The sequence below is a fragment of the Microbacterium sp. A93 genome (assembly GCF_051842835.1).
Map to the genome: position 1 here is coordinate 418,688 of NZ_JBPXMT010000004.1, position 15,708 is coordinate 434,395.

16 protein-coding genes and 3 tRNA genes are annotated in these 15,708 nt (G+C 64.6%); 12 read left to right on the forward strand and 7 right to left on the reverse strand.

Annotated features, from left to right (window positions below):
* Positions 1 to 515 precede the first annotated feature (515 nt).
* From ACSU1G_RS12900 to ACSU1G_RS12910, 3 genes are all read right to left on the reverse strand, one after another.
* A tRNA-Phe gene (locus ACSU1G_RS12900) sits at positions 516 to 588 on the reverse strand.
* A 72-nt stretch (positions 589 to 660) separates the two neighbouring features.
* Positions 661 to 734, reverse strand: a tRNA-Asp gene (locus ACSU1G_RS12905).
* Positions 735 to 760: 26 nt separating this feature from the next.
* Positions 761 to 833: transfer RNA gene (locus tag ACSU1G_RS12910), tRNA-Glu, on the reverse strand.
* 181 nt (positions 834 to 1,014) lie between these two features.
* Between ACSU1G_RS12910 and ACSU1G_RS12915 the strand changes: the two genes are divergently transcribed.
* On the forward strand, positions 1,015 to 2,508 hold the full coding sequence (locus tag ACSU1G_RS12915) for a M23 family metallopeptidase (protein ID WP_439280356.1): 1,494 nt from the start codon (positions 1,015 to 1,017) through the stop codon (positions 2,506 to 2,508).
* Positions 2,509 to 2,578: 70 nt separating this feature from the next.
* Here the strand turns inward: ACSU1G_RS12915 and ppa are convergent, their stop codons facing one another.
* Entirely contained in the window at positions 2,579 to 3,070 is a 492-nt protein-coding gene (gene ppa / locus ACSU1G_RS12920) for an inorganic diphosphatase (protein ID WP_439280357.1), read from the reverse strand.
* Positions 3,071 to 3,113: 43 nt separating this feature from the next.
* Positions 3,114 to 3,554, reverse strand: a complete 441-nt coding sequence (locus tag ACSU1G_RS12925; RefSeq protein ID WP_439280358.1) for a TMEM175 family protein — start codon at positions 3,552 to 3,554, stop codon at positions 3,114 to 3,116.
* Positions 3,555 to 3,618: 64 nt separating this feature from the next.
* On the opposite strand from ACSU1G_RS12925, the gene tilS reads away from it, so the two are divergent.
* A complete protein-coding gene (gene tilS, locus ACSU1G_RS12930) occupies positions 3,619 to 4,623 on the forward strand; it encodes a tRNA lysidine(34) synthetase TilS (protein ID WP_439280359.1) in 1,005 nt (334 codons plus the stop codon).
* A 13-nt stretch (positions 4,624 to 4,636) separates the two neighbouring features.
* Here the strand turns inward: tilS and ACSU1G_RS12935 are convergent, their stop codons facing one another.
* The gene (locus ACSU1G_RS12935; protein WP_439280360.1) at positions 4,637 to 5,212 is read right to left on the reverse strand and encodes a DUF937 domain-containing protein; all 576 of its coding nucleotides are present in this window, start codon (positions 5,210 to 5,212) and stop codon (positions 4,637 to 4,639) included.
* A gap of 86 nt (positions 5,213 to 5,298) precedes the next feature.
* On the opposite strand from ACSU1G_RS12935, the gene hpt reads away from it, so the two are divergent.
* The 10 genes from hpt (at position 5,299) to ACSU1G_RS12985 (ending at position 13,818) form a co-directional block, all read left to right on the forward strand.
* Positions 5,299 to 5,850 (forward strand): hypoxanthine phosphoribosyltransferase, encoded by a 552-nt coding sequence (gene hpt / locus ACSU1G_RS12940; RefSeq protein WP_439280361.1) that lies wholly within the window; start codon positions 5,299 to 5,301, stop codon positions 5,848 to 5,850.
* 68 nt (positions 5,851 to 5,918) lie between these two features.
* Positions 5,919 to 7,934, forward strand: coding sequence for an ATP-dependent zinc metalloprotease FtsH (ftsH, locus tag ACSU1G_RS12945; RefSeq protein ID WP_439280362.1), 2,016 nt, complete (start codon positions 5,919 to 5,921; stop codon positions 7,932 to 7,934).
* A gap of 2 nt (positions 7,935 to 7,936) precedes the next feature.
* The gene (folE, locus tag ACSU1G_RS12950) at positions 7,937 to 8,548 is read left to right on the forward strand and encodes a GTP cyclohydrolase I (RefSeq protein WP_439280363.1); all 612 of its coding nucleotides are present in this window, start codon (positions 7,937 to 7,939) and stop codon (positions 8,546 to 8,548) included.
* Positions 8,545 to 9,354, forward strand: a complete 810-nt coding sequence (gene folP / locus ACSU1G_RS12955; RefSeq protein ID WP_439280364.1) for a dihydropteroate synthase — start codon at positions 8,545 to 8,547, stop codon at positions 9,352 to 9,354. The genes folE and folP overlap by 4 nt, the downstream gene beginning before the upstream one ends.
* Position 9,355: 1 nt before the next feature.
* The gene (gene folB, locus ACSU1G_RS12960) at positions 9,356 to 9,733 is read left to right on the forward strand and encodes a dihydroneopterin aldolase (protein ID WP_439280365.1); all 378 of its coding nucleotides are present in this window, start codon (positions 9,356 to 9,358) and stop codon (positions 9,731 to 9,733) included.
* Positions 9,733 to 10,284, forward strand: a complete 552-nt coding sequence (folK, locus tag ACSU1G_RS12965) for a 2-amino-4-hydroxy-6-hydroxymethyldihydropteridine diphosphokinase (protein ID WP_439280366.1) — start codon at positions 9,733 to 9,735, stop codon at positions 10,282 to 10,284. Before folB ends, folK begins: the two co-directional genes overlap by 1 nt.
* Positions 10,281 to 10,769, forward strand: a complete 489-nt coding sequence (locus tag ACSU1G_RS12970; RefSeq protein WP_439280367.1) for a DUF3180 domain-containing protein — start codon at positions 10,281 to 10,283, stop codon at positions 10,767 to 10,769. The genes folK and ACSU1G_RS12970 overlap by 4 nt, the downstream gene beginning before the upstream one ends.
* 52 nt (positions 10,770 to 10,821) lie before the next feature.
* Entirely contained in the window at positions 10,822 to 11,400 is a 579-nt protein-coding gene (locus ACSU1G_RS12975) for a PH domain-containing protein (RefSeq protein WP_439280456.1), read from the forward strand.
* The gene (locus tag ACSU1G_RS12980; RefSeq protein WP_439280368.1) at positions 11,397 to 13,136 is read left to right on the forward strand and encodes a PH domain-containing protein; all 1,740 of its coding nucleotides are present in this window, start codon (positions 11,397 to 11,399) and stop codon (positions 13,134 to 13,136) included. The genes ACSU1G_RS12975 and ACSU1G_RS12980 overlap by 4 nt, the downstream gene beginning before the upstream one ends.
* Complete coding sequence (locus ACSU1G_RS12985; RefSeq protein ID WP_439280369.1) at positions 13,126 to 13,818, forward strand: DUF2520 domain-containing protein; 693 nt, start codon at positions 13,126 to 13,128, stop codon at positions 13,816 to 13,818. The genes ACSU1G_RS12980 and ACSU1G_RS12985 overlap by 11 nt, the downstream gene beginning before the upstream one ends.
* A gap of 7 nt (positions 13,819 to 13,825) precedes the next feature.
* On the opposite strand, the gene ACSU1G_RS12990 is transcribed toward ACSU1G_RS12985, so the two are convergent.
* The gene (locus ACSU1G_RS12990; RefSeq protein WP_439280370.1) at positions 13,826 to 15,634 is read right to left on the reverse strand and encodes a DUF2207 domain-containing protein; all 1,809 of its coding nucleotides are present in this window, start codon (positions 15,632 to 15,634) and stop codon (positions 13,826 to 13,828) included.
* Positions 15,635 to 15,708: the final 74 nt, after the last annotated feature.

The window sequence follows — 15,708 nt, forward strand, 5'->3', positions numbered from 1 at the left end:
CTCGGTGCGCTCGCACTTCCCGGTAGCTCGGGGGCATGTCTGAATACATGGAGGAGATCGGGCCGGACGATGGCAGGGGTAGCGCGAAGACGCCAACGATGACGCTTCCAGGGTGGTGCTGCCGTGCCGCTTCTGCTGCGTCCGCTGCCGTCGCCGCAGCTGTCTTCATCTCGGCTAGTCGTTGTCCTGATCGAAGGCAAACATTCCAGAGCTGTTCGACGGGATCCGCGGTGGGGGGCGTAGGTGAGGACACACAGGACAGCGTAGAGCTTACGGGGGCGGCAGCTTAGGGCGCTGTTCTTGCTCCCTCCCGGCACGTTCCCGGCACAAAGACCTGGAGTGCCGCGGAACGTTCTTGCAGGATGCGCAGTAACTGGACAATTCGCAAGCGCATCGATCGGGAGAAAACGCAACGTGACCAAGGAGAAAACTCGACCTGACCAGGGCAAAGCAAAACCCCCGCCATGTTAGAAGCTAGGCGGGGGTTTCTAGGATGACTGTAATGATCACCCGTGTGGCTCCGACGGGCGTCGATCCCGTGACCTCACGATTTTCAGTCGTGCGCTCTACCAACTGAGCTACAGAGCCATGCGGCACATCATAAATCTGCCGCAACCTAGACGAAAGGCCCTTTTCGAAAAAAGGGCCCGTCGCTTAGAGCGACCCTGACGGGACTTGAACCCGCGACCTCCGCCGTGACAGGGCGGCACGCTAACCAACTGCGCTACAGGGCCATGCTATTAAATTGTATCGGATTGAGTGACCCCAACGGGATTCGAACCCGTGCTACCGCCGTGAAAGGGCGGCGTCCTAGGCCGCTAAACGATGGGGCCGAGGCTGTCCCGGGGGACTTCCTTGCCGACGCTCAAGCATAAGCGATGTTTTGAGCAAAACGCGAATCGAGGGCGCGCCGTCTTCCCGCCCGGGCGTTTCGGGAGGACGATGGGGTGTCGTCTGCCGCGTCTGCACACTATCGCTCGCTGTTGCGGATGTTAAAGATGTTGCTACTGTGGCATGAGTGAAACCGCTGGAAGGGGCCGTGTGAACGACGAGCAGTCCATGATGGACGCTGCGCTTGACGCGGGGGACTCCTGCGGGTGCGCGCCCAGCGTCGATGAGCAACGCACCTTCTGGCAGAAGAGTGCTCTCACGCGCCGCAACGCCCTCGGGCTCGGCGCGCTCAGTGTTGTCGCACTCAGTGCCTTCGGTATCGGCTCCGGCGTGAACGCCGCCTACGCCGCCACGTACCCGAGCTGGGACGACGTGCAGCGCGCCAAGAACAATGAAGCGGCGAAAGCTTCTGAAATTACCCGCATCGAGGGATTGATTCAAGCCCTCACGCAACGGGTCGCTGAGACCCAGGCGGCTGCCGAAGCAGCGGGCAATGAGTACTTCGAGGCACAGCAGGCGTTCTTCGAGGCCATCGCCGAAGCGGAAGCGCTGCAGACGCAGGCTGATGCGCAGGCAGAGATGGCCGATGAATCCGCGCGTAAGGCCGGCCAAGTAGCTGCGCAGCTCTACCGCAATGGCGGCGACGACACCGCCCTCGAACTCTTCTTCGCCGGCTCTGCCGCGAACGCTGACCAGCTGCTTTCGCGGCTTGGCACGATGGACAAGCTCCTGCAGTACAACCAGTCGGTCTACGATGACGCGGTTGCTGCCCGCAACTCCGCCCAGTCGCTCAGCGATCAAGCGGTCGTTGCTCGCACCGAGCGTGACCGCCTGCAGAAGATCGCTGAAGAGAAGATGATCGCCGCGCAGCAGGCTGCGGCGGCGGCCGAAGCCGCGCTCGCTGAGCAGGCGCAGTACCTCACCACACTCGAAGCGCAGCTGGAAATGCTGCGGAGCGAAACCGCGAAGACGGTCGCCGACTACGAAGCGGGCGTCGCAGAAGCGAAGCGCATCGCCGAAGAAAAGCGCAAGGCCGAGGAAGCGGCACGACGTGCTGCGGAAGACGAAGCTCGCCGGAGAGCCGAGGAAGAAGCTCGCCGGAGAGCCGAGGAAGAAGCAAACGGCGGCGGAGGCGGAGGCGGAGGCGGAGGCGGCGGCGCTCCCGCTGGTAATGGCGGCGGCGATGGTGGCGGTGCAGTCGGCAACGGAGGCTGGGTCAGGCCGCAAGGTGGCCACCGCTCCTCGGGCTATGGCCCGCGCATGGTGCAATGCGGCACCGGATACTGCTCCAGCGGATACCACTACGGCGTCGACCTCGCCAACGGCTGCGGAGCGCCGATCTTCGCCGCGCAGTCAGGAACAGTCGACTACGCAGGCTGGAACGGTGGCTACGGAAACTACATCCGCATTCAGCACGGCGGCGGCGTCGGCACCGGTTACGCACACATCAACACCATCGCCGTGGGCTGGGGCCAGTGGGTCAATGCCGGCCAGATCATCGCCTACGCGGGCAACACCGGAAACTCTTTCGGATGCCACCTCCACTTCGAGGTGTACATCAACGGCGGTTACACCAACCCGATCGACTTCATGGGGGCGCGCGGAGTCTGGGTCTGACGTCGCGAGCGCACGAAGAAGCCCTCGGCCGCTGGACAGCGGAACCGAGGGCTTCTGACGTTGGTGAGGGTCAGTGGTCCTGTTCGCCTGCGCGGACGATTGCCTCGTCGAGGATGCGCTGCGCCTCGGCAGCGTTACCCCACTCATCGACCTTGACCCATTTGTTGGGCTCGAGATCCTTGTAGTGCTCGAAGAAGTGCGCGATCTCTTTCTTCGTGTACTCGGCGATGTCGTCGATGTCCTGGATGTGCGCCCAGCGCGGATCCTTGGCGAGCACAGCGACAAGCTTGTCATCGCCGCCGGCCTCATCGCTCATCTTCAACACGGCGACAGGACGCACCTCGACGACGACGCCGGGAAACAGGGCGTGGTCGAGGAGCACGAGCACGTCCAGCGGATCGCCGTCTTCGCCGAGCGTGTTGTCGAAGTAGCCGTAGTCGGCCGGGTAGCCGAACGTCGTGTACAGGATGCGGTCGAGGTGTACTCGCCCGGTCTCGTGGTCGACTTCGTACTTCACGCGGCTGCCGCGTGGGATTTCGATGACGGCGTCGTGTGCGCCCATGCGTGTACTCCTCAGGAAAAACGGTCGGATGCCGGGAACCACCCTACCCGCGCATCCGCAAGAGCAGTTTCTCCAGTGGACCGGAGAGCGCCACAAGGAGTAGTGCGAAGTAGCCGATCACATGCACCCACGCGGCGATAGGATCGGGCTCCATCTGACCAAGCATCGCCGTCGGCACGGGCAGCCACACGATCGTGAACATCCACGCGAAGTTGATCCACAGCAGAGGCGGGGAGATGCGGCGCACGCGTTCGTACTGCCGATGGTGCTCCATCCAGAATGTCGCGATCAGCACGAAACTGAGACCGAAGCTGATGATCTGACCGCGGTGCTGGTCGAGGAACGGGCCAGTGCCAATCCCTGAGCTCGCAGCATCCGAGACAGCTTCCAACAGCGGCAGGATCAAAAGCGTCATCGCGATCGCGACGACAGCATCGACGAACGCCTTCAGTCGCTCCGGTGCGAACGTCGTCGGTTTCGTCACGCGCCCAGAATACGACTGAGACGGATGCCGCGGTAGGCATTCTCCGGTGCCGTACCGTTGAGGCGTGCCTTCGCTTGCCCCTGCCATCGCTGAAATCCGCCTCGCTGTGCGCACAGCGCTCGCCGACCTGCCCGACGGCTCGACCGTCTTGGTCGCTCTCTCCGGAGGTGCGGATTCGCTCGCCCTTGCCGCTGCGACAGCATTCGAGGCGCGCTCGCGCGGGATGAAGGTGGTCACCGTCACGATCGATCACGGCCTGCAGGAGGGGTCGGCGGATGTTGCGGCTGAGGCCGCGGCGAAGGCCGAGAGTCTCGGAATCCGTGCGCTGATCGAGCGGGTGGACGTGCCGGGCTCGTCGAATGGCGTGAGCAATGGTGGTCCGGAGGCTGCCGCGCGCGACGCGCGCTATGCAGCACTGCGCCGGATCGCAGCATCCGAGAATACGGTGGCCGTGCTGCTCGGGCACACCCTCGACGACCAGGCTGAGACCGTGCTGCTCGGTCTCGCTCGCGGCTCGGGCGCCGCAAGTCTTCAGGGCATGGCCCCGCGCCGAGAAGACGAGGACGGCACCGTCTGGCTGCGACCGATACTCGGCGTGCGTCGCGAGACGACCCGCGCGTTCTGTGCAGCATCCGATCTCATGCCCTGGGACGATCCGCACAATCTCGAAGCGCGCTTCGCACGTGTCCGTGTGCGGGAACGTGTCTTGCCCGTGCTGGAAACTGAACTCGGCCCCGGTATCGCGGAGGCCCTGGCGCGCACCGCCGAACAGCTTCGTGAGGATGCCGAGGCGTTCGACGAGATGATCCACGAGACCATCGAAGACATCGTCGAGCACGCCGAGGCGGGCATCTCGGTCAGCGTCGCCGCCCTCGCGGCGAACCCGGCAGCACTGCGCAACCGCATCATCCGCCTCGTCGCGCACAGCGAGTTCGGCGCAAGCCTCACCCGCACGCAGACCGTGGAAGTGGCACGCCTTGTCACGGACTGGTCAGGGCAGGGCCCCATTGATCTACCAGGGTGCGCCGCGGCGCGCGTCGGAGGACAGGTGGTGTTCACCGCGCGGTGAACACCACCACCAACTACTTCTTGCCGCCGAACAGTCCGCCGAGCAGATCGCCGATCCCGCCACCACCGGACGAACCGCCGCCGAGGATGCCGCCCAGCAGATCGCCGATGCCGCCACCACCGGAACTGTTGCCGCCGAGGAGTCCTCCGATGAGGTCGCCGATGCCGCCGCCGGACTCTGCGCCGTCGGCGGAGTCAGACGTGCTCTTGTTCTTGTTCGCGATCAGGCCCATGATGATCGGCGCGAGAATCGGCAGCAGCTTGCCGAAGTCGATGCCTGCGGTCTTGTCCGACGCGTTCAGCTTCGCGGTGACGTCCTGCTCCTGCGCGCCCAGCACATGCTTGAGAATCTTTCCGCCATCCGCCTGGTCGACGTCATCGACCGCGGAGACGCTCTTCGCGCCCTCGTGCTTCTTGAGGGCGTTCTTGATTGCCGCAGAGCCCTCTTCGCTCTCGGCATTCTTGGCCAGTCCGGTCAGCAGAACTGCGCCGCCCTGCTCTACTGCCGCCTTGGCGACGTCAGTGGAGACACCGAGCTTTGCGGCGATGTCTTCGATCGGAACCTGCGTGAGGATGTCGTCAAGAGCCATGGGGGATCCTTCCTTCGGCGGGCGGGCGCCCGGTCATTCCTCACAGTATTGCGGAACCCACAGGAACCGTCGCCTAAAATCAATCTATGCGCGCGGCTGACATCCAAGATGACCTTGCACAGATCCTCGTCACTGAGGAGGAGATCAAAGCCAAGCTCGAAGAGCTCGCAGTTCAAGTTGCGAAGGACTACGAGGGCAAGGACCTGCTGCTGGTCGGCGTTCTCAAGGGAGCGGTCATGGTGATGGCCGACTTTGCCAGGGCTCTGCCGGTCCACGCACCGATGGACTGGATGGCGGTTTCCAGCTACGGCTCGAGCACGAAGTCCAGCGGTGTCGTGCAGATCCGCAAGGATCTCGACACCGACCTGCATGGCAAGCACGTGCTCATCGTCGAAGACATCATCGACTCCGGCCTGACCCTCAGCTGGTTGCTGGAGAACTTCGAGTCGCGCGGTCCGGAGTCGCTCGAGGTGCTGGCGCTGCTGCGCAAGCCCGAGGCTGCCAAGGTTGAGATCGACTGCAAATATGTCGGCTTCGACATTCCCACCGACTTCGTCGTCGGCTACGGCCTCGACTACGACGAGCGTTACCGCAACCTCCGCGACGTCGCCGTCCTCGCTCCGCACGTCTACAGCTGAGGGCGGGACGTACGCCGTGGGCGAATCACAGGGGACCATTAACTGCGGCGCGATACGCTGAACGAATCATGGACGTGAAGAAGATCACCCGCAATCCGCTGCTCTATGTAGTGCTGATTGGTGTTTTGTTGTTCGGCGGGTTCCTGCTGATCTCGAATCTCAACGCCCCAGCGACGATCACCACCCAGGAGGGGCTCGATCTCCTCGCGGGGGAGACCGTCACCGAGGTCACCAATACCGACGGTGATCAGCGCGTCGACATGACCCTGTCGAAGGCCTTCGAGGACTCGAAGCAGGTGCAGTTCTACTATGTGGATGCGCGTGCATCCGAGGTCGTCGACGCAGTCACCGCAGCCGACCCGAAGGACGGCTTCAACGACGTCGTCCCGCGTGCCACCTGGTTCGATGGGTTCCTCTCGCTTCTTCTTCCGCTCGTGCTGCTGGGCCTGCTGTTCTGGTGGCTGCTCTCCTCGATGCAGGGCGGCGGCGGAAAGGTCATGCAATTCGGCAAGTCCAAGGCGAAGCTCGTCAACAAAGAGACTCCGACGGTCACCTTCGCGGACGTCGCGGGGGCCGATGAGGCCATCGAGGAACTCGAGGAGATCAAGGAGTTCCTGCAGAACCCCGCGAAGTTCCAGGCGATTGGTGCCCGCATCCCGAAGGGCGTGCTGTTGTACGGCCCTCCAGGAACCGGAAAGACTCTGCTCGCTCGCGCCGTCGCCGGCGAGGCGGGCGCCCCGTTCTACTCGATCTCAGGATCGGACTTCGTCGAGATGTTCGTCGGTGTCGGTGCCTCGCGCGTTCGTGATCTGTTCAACCAGGCCAAGGAACACGCGCCGGCCATCATCTTCATCGACGAGATCGATGCCGTCGGCCGTCACCGTGGCGCAGGTATGGGCGGCGGCAACGACGAGCGCGAACAGACGCTGAACCAGATGCTCGTCGAGATGGACGGCTTCGACCCGAACGCGAACGTCATCGTGATCGCGGCGACCAACCGTCCAGACATCCTCGACCCTGCACTGCTGCGCCCGGGCCGTTTCGACCGCCAGATCGGCGTGGATGCTCCTGATCTCAAGGGACGCCTGCACATCCTGCAGGTGCACGCCAAGGGCAAGCCGTTCGCCAAGACCGTCGACCTCGAAGTCGTCGCTCGCAAGACGCCAGGCTTCACCGGTGCTGACCTCGCGAACGTGCTGAACGAGGCGGCGCTCCTCACCGCTCGCTCGAACGCGCAGCTGGTCGACAACCGTGCACTGGACGAGGCCATCGACCGTGTGATCGCCGGCCCGCAGCGTCGCACCCGCGTCATGAAGGACCGCGAGAGACTCATCACCGCTTACCACGAGGGTGGTCACGCACTCGCTGCCGCGGCGATGAACTACACCGATCCGGTGACCAAGATCACGATCCTCCCGCGCGGCAAGGCACTCGGCTACACGATGGTGATGCCGCTGGATGACAAGTACTCCATCACCCGCAATGAGCTGCAGGATCAGCTGACCTATGCGATGGGCGGTCGTGTCGCCGAGGAGCTCGTCTTCCACGACCCCACCACTGGCGCCTCGAACGACATCGAGAAGGCGACCAGCATCGCCCGCAAGATGGTCATCGAGTACGGCATGACGACCGACCTCGGCCCGGTCAAGCTCGGCACCGAGGGTGGCGAGCCGTTCGCGGGTCGCGACATGGGCCGCGGGCGAGAGTACTCGGAGAGCGTCGCCGAGCGCGTCGACACCCAGGTGCGCCGGCTCATCGAGCAGGCCCATGACGAGGCTTACCAGGTGATCAGCGATAACCGTGATCTTCTCGATCGCCTCGCTCTTGCGCTGATCGAGGAGGAGACGCTCGACCACAACCGGATCGCCGAGATCTTCACCGACATTCGCAAGCTGCCAGAACGCCCGCTGTGGCTTTCCAGCAGTGAGCGACCGGTGTCGACTCGCCCTCCGATCGAGGTGCCCAAGCGCGTCATCCCGGTGGATGCTGTGGCCGCTGTCGAAGGGTCGGTGGATGCTGCGGCAGCCCACGGTGCGACCGACGGTACGCCCGCATCCGGGCAGGCACGTCCGGCGACGGCCTGACTGTGGCCGTAGACAGAGATCGTGTCCAGCGGCTGACTCGCGAGCTTCTCGAAGCGATCGGTGAAGACCCCGAGCGTCCGGGGCTCAAGCAGACTCCGGCGCGCATGGCCGACCTCTATGCGGAGTTCTTCTCCGGTGTCGGCGAGGACGCTGCGGCGCCCCTGGCTCGCACGATCAGCGTTGCGCGTGGGCCCGCGCCAGAGACCCTGCCGTCCGGCGCGGTGCTCCTGCGTGACATCCGCTTCCGCTCGGTCTGCGAACACCACCTGCTGCCCTTTGCCGGACGCGCGCATATCGCCTACCTGCCAGGCGAGCAGGTCGTCGGGCTCGGCGCACTGGTACGTGTCGTGGAGATCCTCGCCGCCCGCCCACAGGTGCAGGAGCGGCTCGGTGAGCAGATCGCTGACACGATTGCGGAGCACCTCGACACGCGTGGGGTGCTCGTCATTCTGGATGCCACGCATGGCTGCGTGACGATGCGCGGTGGACGCCAACCCGAAGCCTCGACGCTCACGATCGCCGCACGTGGCGAATACACGGAGCCGGTCGCTCGACAGGAACTGATCACGCTGATCGGCGCTCCTGTGGGCTCAGGGATCGGCGGCGCGCAATGACCGAAATTTGGGGCATCGTCAACGTCACGACCGACTCTTTCAGCGACGGCGGGCGCTTCATCGAGCCCGAGCAGGCCATCGCCCACGGGCTGGCGCTGCGAAACGCCGGCGCTGCGGTGCTCGACATCGGCGGAGAATCCACCCGCCCTGGCTCCAAGCGCGTCGACCCCGCCGTCGAGGCGCAGCGAGTACTTCCGGTGATTCAGGAGCTCTCATCACGAGGCATCCCCGTGAGTATCGACACTCTGAACGCGTCGACGGCTGTCGCTGCCGTCCGCGCGGGCGCGCGCATCGTGAACGACGTTTCCGGTGGCCTTTCCGACCCAGGCATGCTCAGCGCCGTCGCGGCGTCTGGCGCCGATTTTGCGATCGGTCATTGGCGTGGGCCCTCCGACGACATGTATGCGCGCGCCGAGTACCGGCGTGCCTCACGTGAGGTCGCCGGCGAGTTGCGTGAGCGGTGCGGTGCCGCGGCGGCTGCGGGTATCGCCCCTGCACGGCTCATCGTCGACCCCGGCATCGGATTCGCCAAGACGGGGGAACAGAACTGGGACGTACTGCGTGGCCTCACCGATGTCACGGCGCTCGGCCATCGGGTACTGATTGGCACCTCGCGCAAACAGTTTCTGGTCGACACTGTCAGCCAGGCTTCGCCAGCGGAGGCTGAAATCGACGAGTCGCGACGCGATCTCGCCACAGCAGTCACGAGCGCCCTGGCTGTACGCCACGGCGTATGGGCTGTGCGTGTGCACAACGTCGCAGCGACCCGCGATGCTCTCGCAATCGCACACGCTTGGGAGGGCTGATATGCAGATCCTGGACGAGATCCAACTCACCGGTCTCACTGTGTTCGGCCGTCACGGTGTCTTCGAGCACGAACGTGAGAACGGTCAAGAGTTCTTGATCGATCTGCGTCTGCAGGTCGATCTGGCGGTTGCCGCGGCATCCGACGACGTCGTCGACACTGTGCACTACGGCGAGCTCGCCGAGAAGGTCGCAGCCGTCGTCGCAGGCGAACCGGTCAATCTCATCGAGACGCTCGCTCAGCGCATCGCCGATGTCGTGCTCGCGGACAAGCGGGTAACACAGGTCGCCGTCACCGTGCACAAGCCCCACGCGCCCATCCCGCTGACGTTCTCGGATGTCTCGGTCACCATCGTTCGCGTCACGACGGGCGCACAGTGATGACTCGCATGCCGCCGCTGACAGTGCCAGATCCGCGTCCCGGCCGCGACAACGTGCGCGCGGTGATTGCGATCGGCGCGAACCTCGGCGACCGCCGCGAGACGATCCGGCGAGCGATCGAGAGGATCTCCCGACTGCCGCTCGTAGAAGACGTGCAGCTGTCGGAGCTGTACGAGACGGTCGCGGTGCGACTGGATGGCCCGGACCCGGATGCGCCGACCTACGTCAACGCGGTCGCGCTGGTCAGTACCCGCCTCGCGCCGCAGGTGCTGCTGGGATTGCTGCACGCAATCGAAGATGAACACGGCCGCGAACGACATGAGCGCTGGGGTGATCGCACGCTCGACCTCGACCTGATCGCCTACGGCGATCTGCTCTCTGACGACCCGCACCTGCAATTGCCGCATCCTCGGGCCGCTGAGCGAATGTTCGTGCTCGAACCGTGGCTGAGCCTTGACCCAGACGCGGAGATCCCCGGGCAGGGACGGATCGCCTCGCTGATTGAGCGATTGCGTGCGGATGCCGCGGACACCGGTGCGGAGCACGAATGAAGCGCACATCCGCCGTGCTGCTGATTCTCCTTGCCCTCTTCGGCGCGGGTATCGGCTACCTGGTCGATCATGTGCTGACGGTGTCGGGGCGTGCCACCTTTGCACCTTCTGGCTTCCTGCCACTTCTTCTGCTCCTCGTTGCCGCTGCTGTGCTCGCGCTCGCCTGGCCGGTACGGCGCAGCGTGCGTGGACGCACGCCAGGTCGTATCGACCCGTTCCGTGCGATGCGTGCCGCGACCCTCGCACGGGCATCGAGCCTGCTCGGTGCGATGATGGCCGGGTTCGGCGCAGGACTGGGAGTGTTCCTCCTGTCACGACCGGTGGGTCCCCCGGTAGGGTCGATTGTGGCGATGGCTGCGCTCGTCGTGAGTTCGATCGTGCTCGTAGCTGCCGCTCTCATCGCCGAACAATTCTGTACTCTTCCGAAGGATCTTGATGACCGACAGCCAGATGACCCCGCCACCGGAGCCGACGCCGGGCGCTGATCGATCTCAGCCGGTCATCCCGCCCGTCCCTCCGGTACCGCCCGTCCCATCCGTGCTGGATGTCCCTCCGGTGCAGCCGGTTCAGCCTGTGCAGCCCGTCCCATCCGTGCTGGACGAGGGGACGTACACGCAGATTCGTGAACCTCGCGGCGCCGCACGCCTCGCCCTCGACGGGCACTGGCACCAGATCTCGCCGCGCTATGTCACGTCACAGCTGCTGCAGAATGCGGTCGTGTTCGTGCTCATCGTGATCGCGGCGCTCGTGCTGAGCCTCGCGTTCGACCAGACCTGGGTGTGGATTCCGGCCGGAATCCTGCTCGTGATCGAACTCATCACGCTCGTGATCCTGCCCCGACAGGCGAAGGCGATCGGATACATGCTGCGCGCCGATGACATCGTCTTCCGCAAGGGCATCCTGTGGCAGCGGATCATCGCCGTACCCTACGGGCGCATGCAGCTCGTCGACATCACGCAGGGACCGCTGGATCGTGCGTTCGGAGTGTCACAGCTGAAGATGGTCACCGCGGCCGCCACTACTGGCGTGCAGATTCCCGGGCTGACACAGGCTGCGGCCGAAGCGTTGCGTGACACACTCATCGACGTCGCCGAGACCCGCCGGACCGGCCTGTGAGCACGCCTCAGCAGCTCTCGAGCGATTCACTTGCAGACGGAGAATGGCACCGTCTGCACCCGCTGACCCCGCTGTTCAAGGGCGGCCTGGTGCTCATCATCGTGGCGGGCATTGTGCTCAACAACTTCCGCGACCGGATCATTTTCTGGGGCATCAACCTCTTCGCTCCTGACGGGATGCACGCCGACGACTACTCCGGCGGAGACCCGGTGGACTGGGTTCTGGCGAACAACCTGGTCATCGTCGCACTGCTCGTCGTACTGGGCGTTTTGATCGTGCTCATCGTCGGATTCTGGTTGGTGTGGCGGTTTCAGCAATTCCGTATCTCCGATGAGCACGTGGAGATCCGCAAGGGCATCATCTTCCGCTCGCACCGGCGCGCGCCGCTTGATCGGGTGCAGGGCGTCAACCTCACGCGTCCCTTCCCTGCGCGGCTGATCGGCATGGCAAAACTCGAGGTCGTCGGTGCCGGCACCGACGCGAACGTTCCGCTCGAGTACCTCTCCACGCAGAAGGCCGAAGCCGTGCGCTCGGACATCCTTCGGCTCGCCTCCGGTGCCCGTCAGTCACGTGAAACGCGTCGTACCGGACAGCCAGCGCCCGAGCAGCCAGCCGCTTCTGCCGGGTTGCGCTCCCAGCTTGTCGGATCAATGAACGAGGGCGTCAACGACCTCATCGGAGGCGTCGACCTCGCCGATGTCGCTCCGGAGAGCGTCGTGAAGATCCCGACCGGACGACTCGTCGGATCGATGCTGCTCGCCGGCGTGCTCTGGTTCGGGTTCTTCCTGGTGATCTTCGGCGTCGCGATGGGATTCACGATCCCGGCGATCCTCGCAGATGGTGATCCTGACGCTTGGATCGGCATTGTGGCGATCGTCCTCGGTATGGGCATCCCCTTCATCATCGCTACGGTCGCCATCACCTGGGGACAGATCTCCAAGTCACTGCGTTACGCGATCGCTCCGACGCCGGATGGAGTGCGCATCACCTACGGCCTGTTCACGACGGTGACCGAAACGATCCCTCCAGGGCGTATCTTCGCAGTCGAGATGTCGCAGTCGCTGCTGTGGCGTCCGTTCGGTTGGTGGACGATCAAGATCAACCGCATGTCGGGCAAGAGCGCGTCTCAGCAGCAGTCCGGATCTGCGCAGCAGTTCAACGTGGTGCTTCCGGTCGGAACACGCGCCGACGTCGAGCGGGTGCTCGCCCTCATCCTTCCTGACCTGCCGGCAGAGGATCTCCCATTGGTCTGGGAACACGGCATCTTCGGCCCCCAGCAGGACGACCCATACGTCTCTCTTCAGCCGCGTGCCTGGTGGCGCAGGCCGGTGTCGTGGAAACGACACGGGCTCATCGTCACCGACTTCGCACTGTTGATGCGTCGCGGACAGTTCTGGCGCAAGCTCGCAGTGGTTCCGCTCGCGAGGCTCCAGGGTGTCTCGGTGTCGCAGGGGCCGGTTGATCGACTGCAGCGCGTCGCTTGGATGAAGGCGCACAGCATCGCGGGCCCCATCCTCGGCGAGGTCGTCGGCATCGAGAGCTCCACCATGATGACGACGATGGACGACATCACCCGCAAGGCCTTCGCAGCCACGGGCCGCGATCACAGCCACCGTTGGGCGCAGTACGCAGAAGAGACGGCGGCTGTGGCCCCTGTCCCCGGCGACTTCACCCAGCAGGATCTCGCGCCGCCTCCTCCCACCTTCCATCCGCCACAGGCGCCGCATGAATCGTGACGGCAGGCTCGGCGTCGGCATCATCGGCGCCGGGCACGTCGGCCCGGTGATCGGCGCTGCTCTCGCCGGGGCGGGGCATGCGATCACGGGGATCACAAGCGGTTCAGATGACGACCGCGCGTCTGGGGTCCTTCCAGGCGTGCCGGTGCTCGACGCGACCGAGGTGCTGCGACGTAGTGAGCTGGTGATACTGGCGGTGCCGCATGACGTCCTTCCCGGATTGGTCGCTGGACTTGCCGAGGTCGGCGCGTGGCAGAGCGGCCAGCTCGTGTTGCACACCGACCCCGCGTATGGCATCGGTGTGCTTGAGCCAGCGCAGCGTTCCGGCGCCATACCGCTCGCGGTGCACCCGGCGATCACGTTCACCGGCACCTCGATCGACCTGCGTCAGTTGCGGGCGAGCTTCGCTGCGGTGACCGCCCCCGCCCCCGTACTCCCGATCGCACAGGCACTCGCCGTTGAGCTCGGGTGTGAACCGATCGTCATCAGCGAAGACGATCGGGTCGTCTACGCGGAGGCGATCGCCACGGCATCCGCGTTTTCGCGCGCGATCATCGGGCAATCCACCGCGCTGCTTCGAGGCATCGGGGTGGAGAACCCTGGCGGTTACCTCTCGGCACTCGTGCAGTCCGCCGTCGAGCGGGCTTTGCGCGAAGCATCCGACCCGCCTTTCGGGATCTGACCCGCGCTCAGCGACCGCCGGAGAACCCTCCGCCGCCGCCTCCGCCGGAGAATCCTCCGCCTGATGACCCGCCGGAGCTCGATGAGCCGCTGCTGGGTGCCGTATACGTTGACGACGAGTTGGTGGCCGATGAGAAGATCAGCATTCGGGTGACGAGGCCGTAGCTTGAGCCGTTGATCCACCCCGGGTCTTGCTCTGCCACACCATAGGCGACTTCGAGCACCTCACCCCACTCGCGCTCCTGGCCGAACAGGATCGCGTACGGCAGCAGTTTTTCGTACACATGGATCACGTCGACGCTGCCATCGCTGCGACGCTCGGCGCCGGCGTATGACTGCAGCATCCGCAGCCGGTCGGCTTCGGCGACGCGGATGAACTCGCGCACGCCCTCCAAATACTCCAGCTGCAGCGCACCATCCTTGGTGAGAACCGTGTGCTTCTTGAAGGCCACGACACTGGAGATCAGCAGGAAGATGCCGCACATCAGTGTGACGAAGAAGACCGGACCGGCCGAGGCGCGTCCGGTGAACAGGCCCCAGCCCAGCAGAAACATCATGCCGGCGAACACGACGAGAGCGAGGCTCTGAACGACGCGCGCGAGCGTGCTGTGTGCCTTTGTCGTGAGCCCTCGCTTTTCCGCTTCGATCGGACCGGACTTGAGCAGCTTCTGAACCCTCGCCGCGAACGCCGAACTGTTCTTCGGCATCTTCATGACGATGTCCAGATCGGTGCTGCCGAACAACGCCTTCAACGATCGCTCGTCGAGCGGATCTGGAATCGGAGCATCGAGGCGGCGCAGGCGTGGTCGACGCTTCTTCTGGCCCTCCTCCGGGAGCTCTTCCAATCGCAGCATTCCGTGCACGGCGAGGTGGATGATCTGGGCGCTGAGCGTGTTCTTCGCCTTCGGGACGACCGCGCTCGCCAGCAACGGCGGCATGGAAGCGGGCACGTCATACTGCGCGACGATGATTCCCGTGCCTCGACGACGTGAGCGGATCATGGATCGAGTGGCGAACCAGCCGCCGATCGACAGCAGGATTGCGCCCCCACCGACGGCATACGGCAGTACGTCCGTGGCCGCATTGGGCTGGCGAGCGGATGGCTGAGTGACAGTGCCCGGTTCGAGGGCGATGGCGATGGTGACGCCTTCGCCCGCAGGGATATCACGCGCGGCAACGCGGAAGGTGGCGCCGTCGACGGCGAGATCGCACGTAGCGGTGGAGTTCTGCTGTCCCTGATAGCAGGAGGAGGCGCCGGTCAGATTCGTCGCCAGATCATCATCGAAGATGATCTCGGCGTCGAACGCTGTGATGTCCTGAGTACTGTCCAGAGGAAGAAAGTTCCAGTAGAACTCATCGACCTTGGTCTTGGTCGCGGCGATGATCACATCGCGCATCTCATACTCGATGACATATGTCGTCGGGCCGTGCACATAGTCGTTGTTTCCGGTGAGCACATACACGAAGCCGTCGTCGTTTTCGGTCTCGTAGGCAACGGCGTCGCCGTTCTCATCGCGCACGGAGATGATCCTCGTGTCGATCCCGGCACCCTCATAGGTCTCGGGGTAGCCCGCCACGATGCCGCGGTTCTGATCGAAGTCGGGAAACTCGGCGACGCGGGTCTCCTCGACATGCATCGTGGCGCGTCCGTCATCATCGATGCCGATCTCGTAGGTTGCGTTCCACGTGGAGAAGTCGAAATCGTCGACATCGGCGCGTGGTTCCGCTGCGGATGCGGCGGACGCCGTGCCGGCCAGCAGCGTGGCTGCCGTCACCGCGATGAGGGCCAGAGAACGTGGAAGAAAGCGCCGGAACATGCTTCGAGGGTATCGAGCCTCAAACGGGGAAGCTGGTGAAGTGTCCCGGAAGCGGGGTTCCGCGCCCCGCCCGG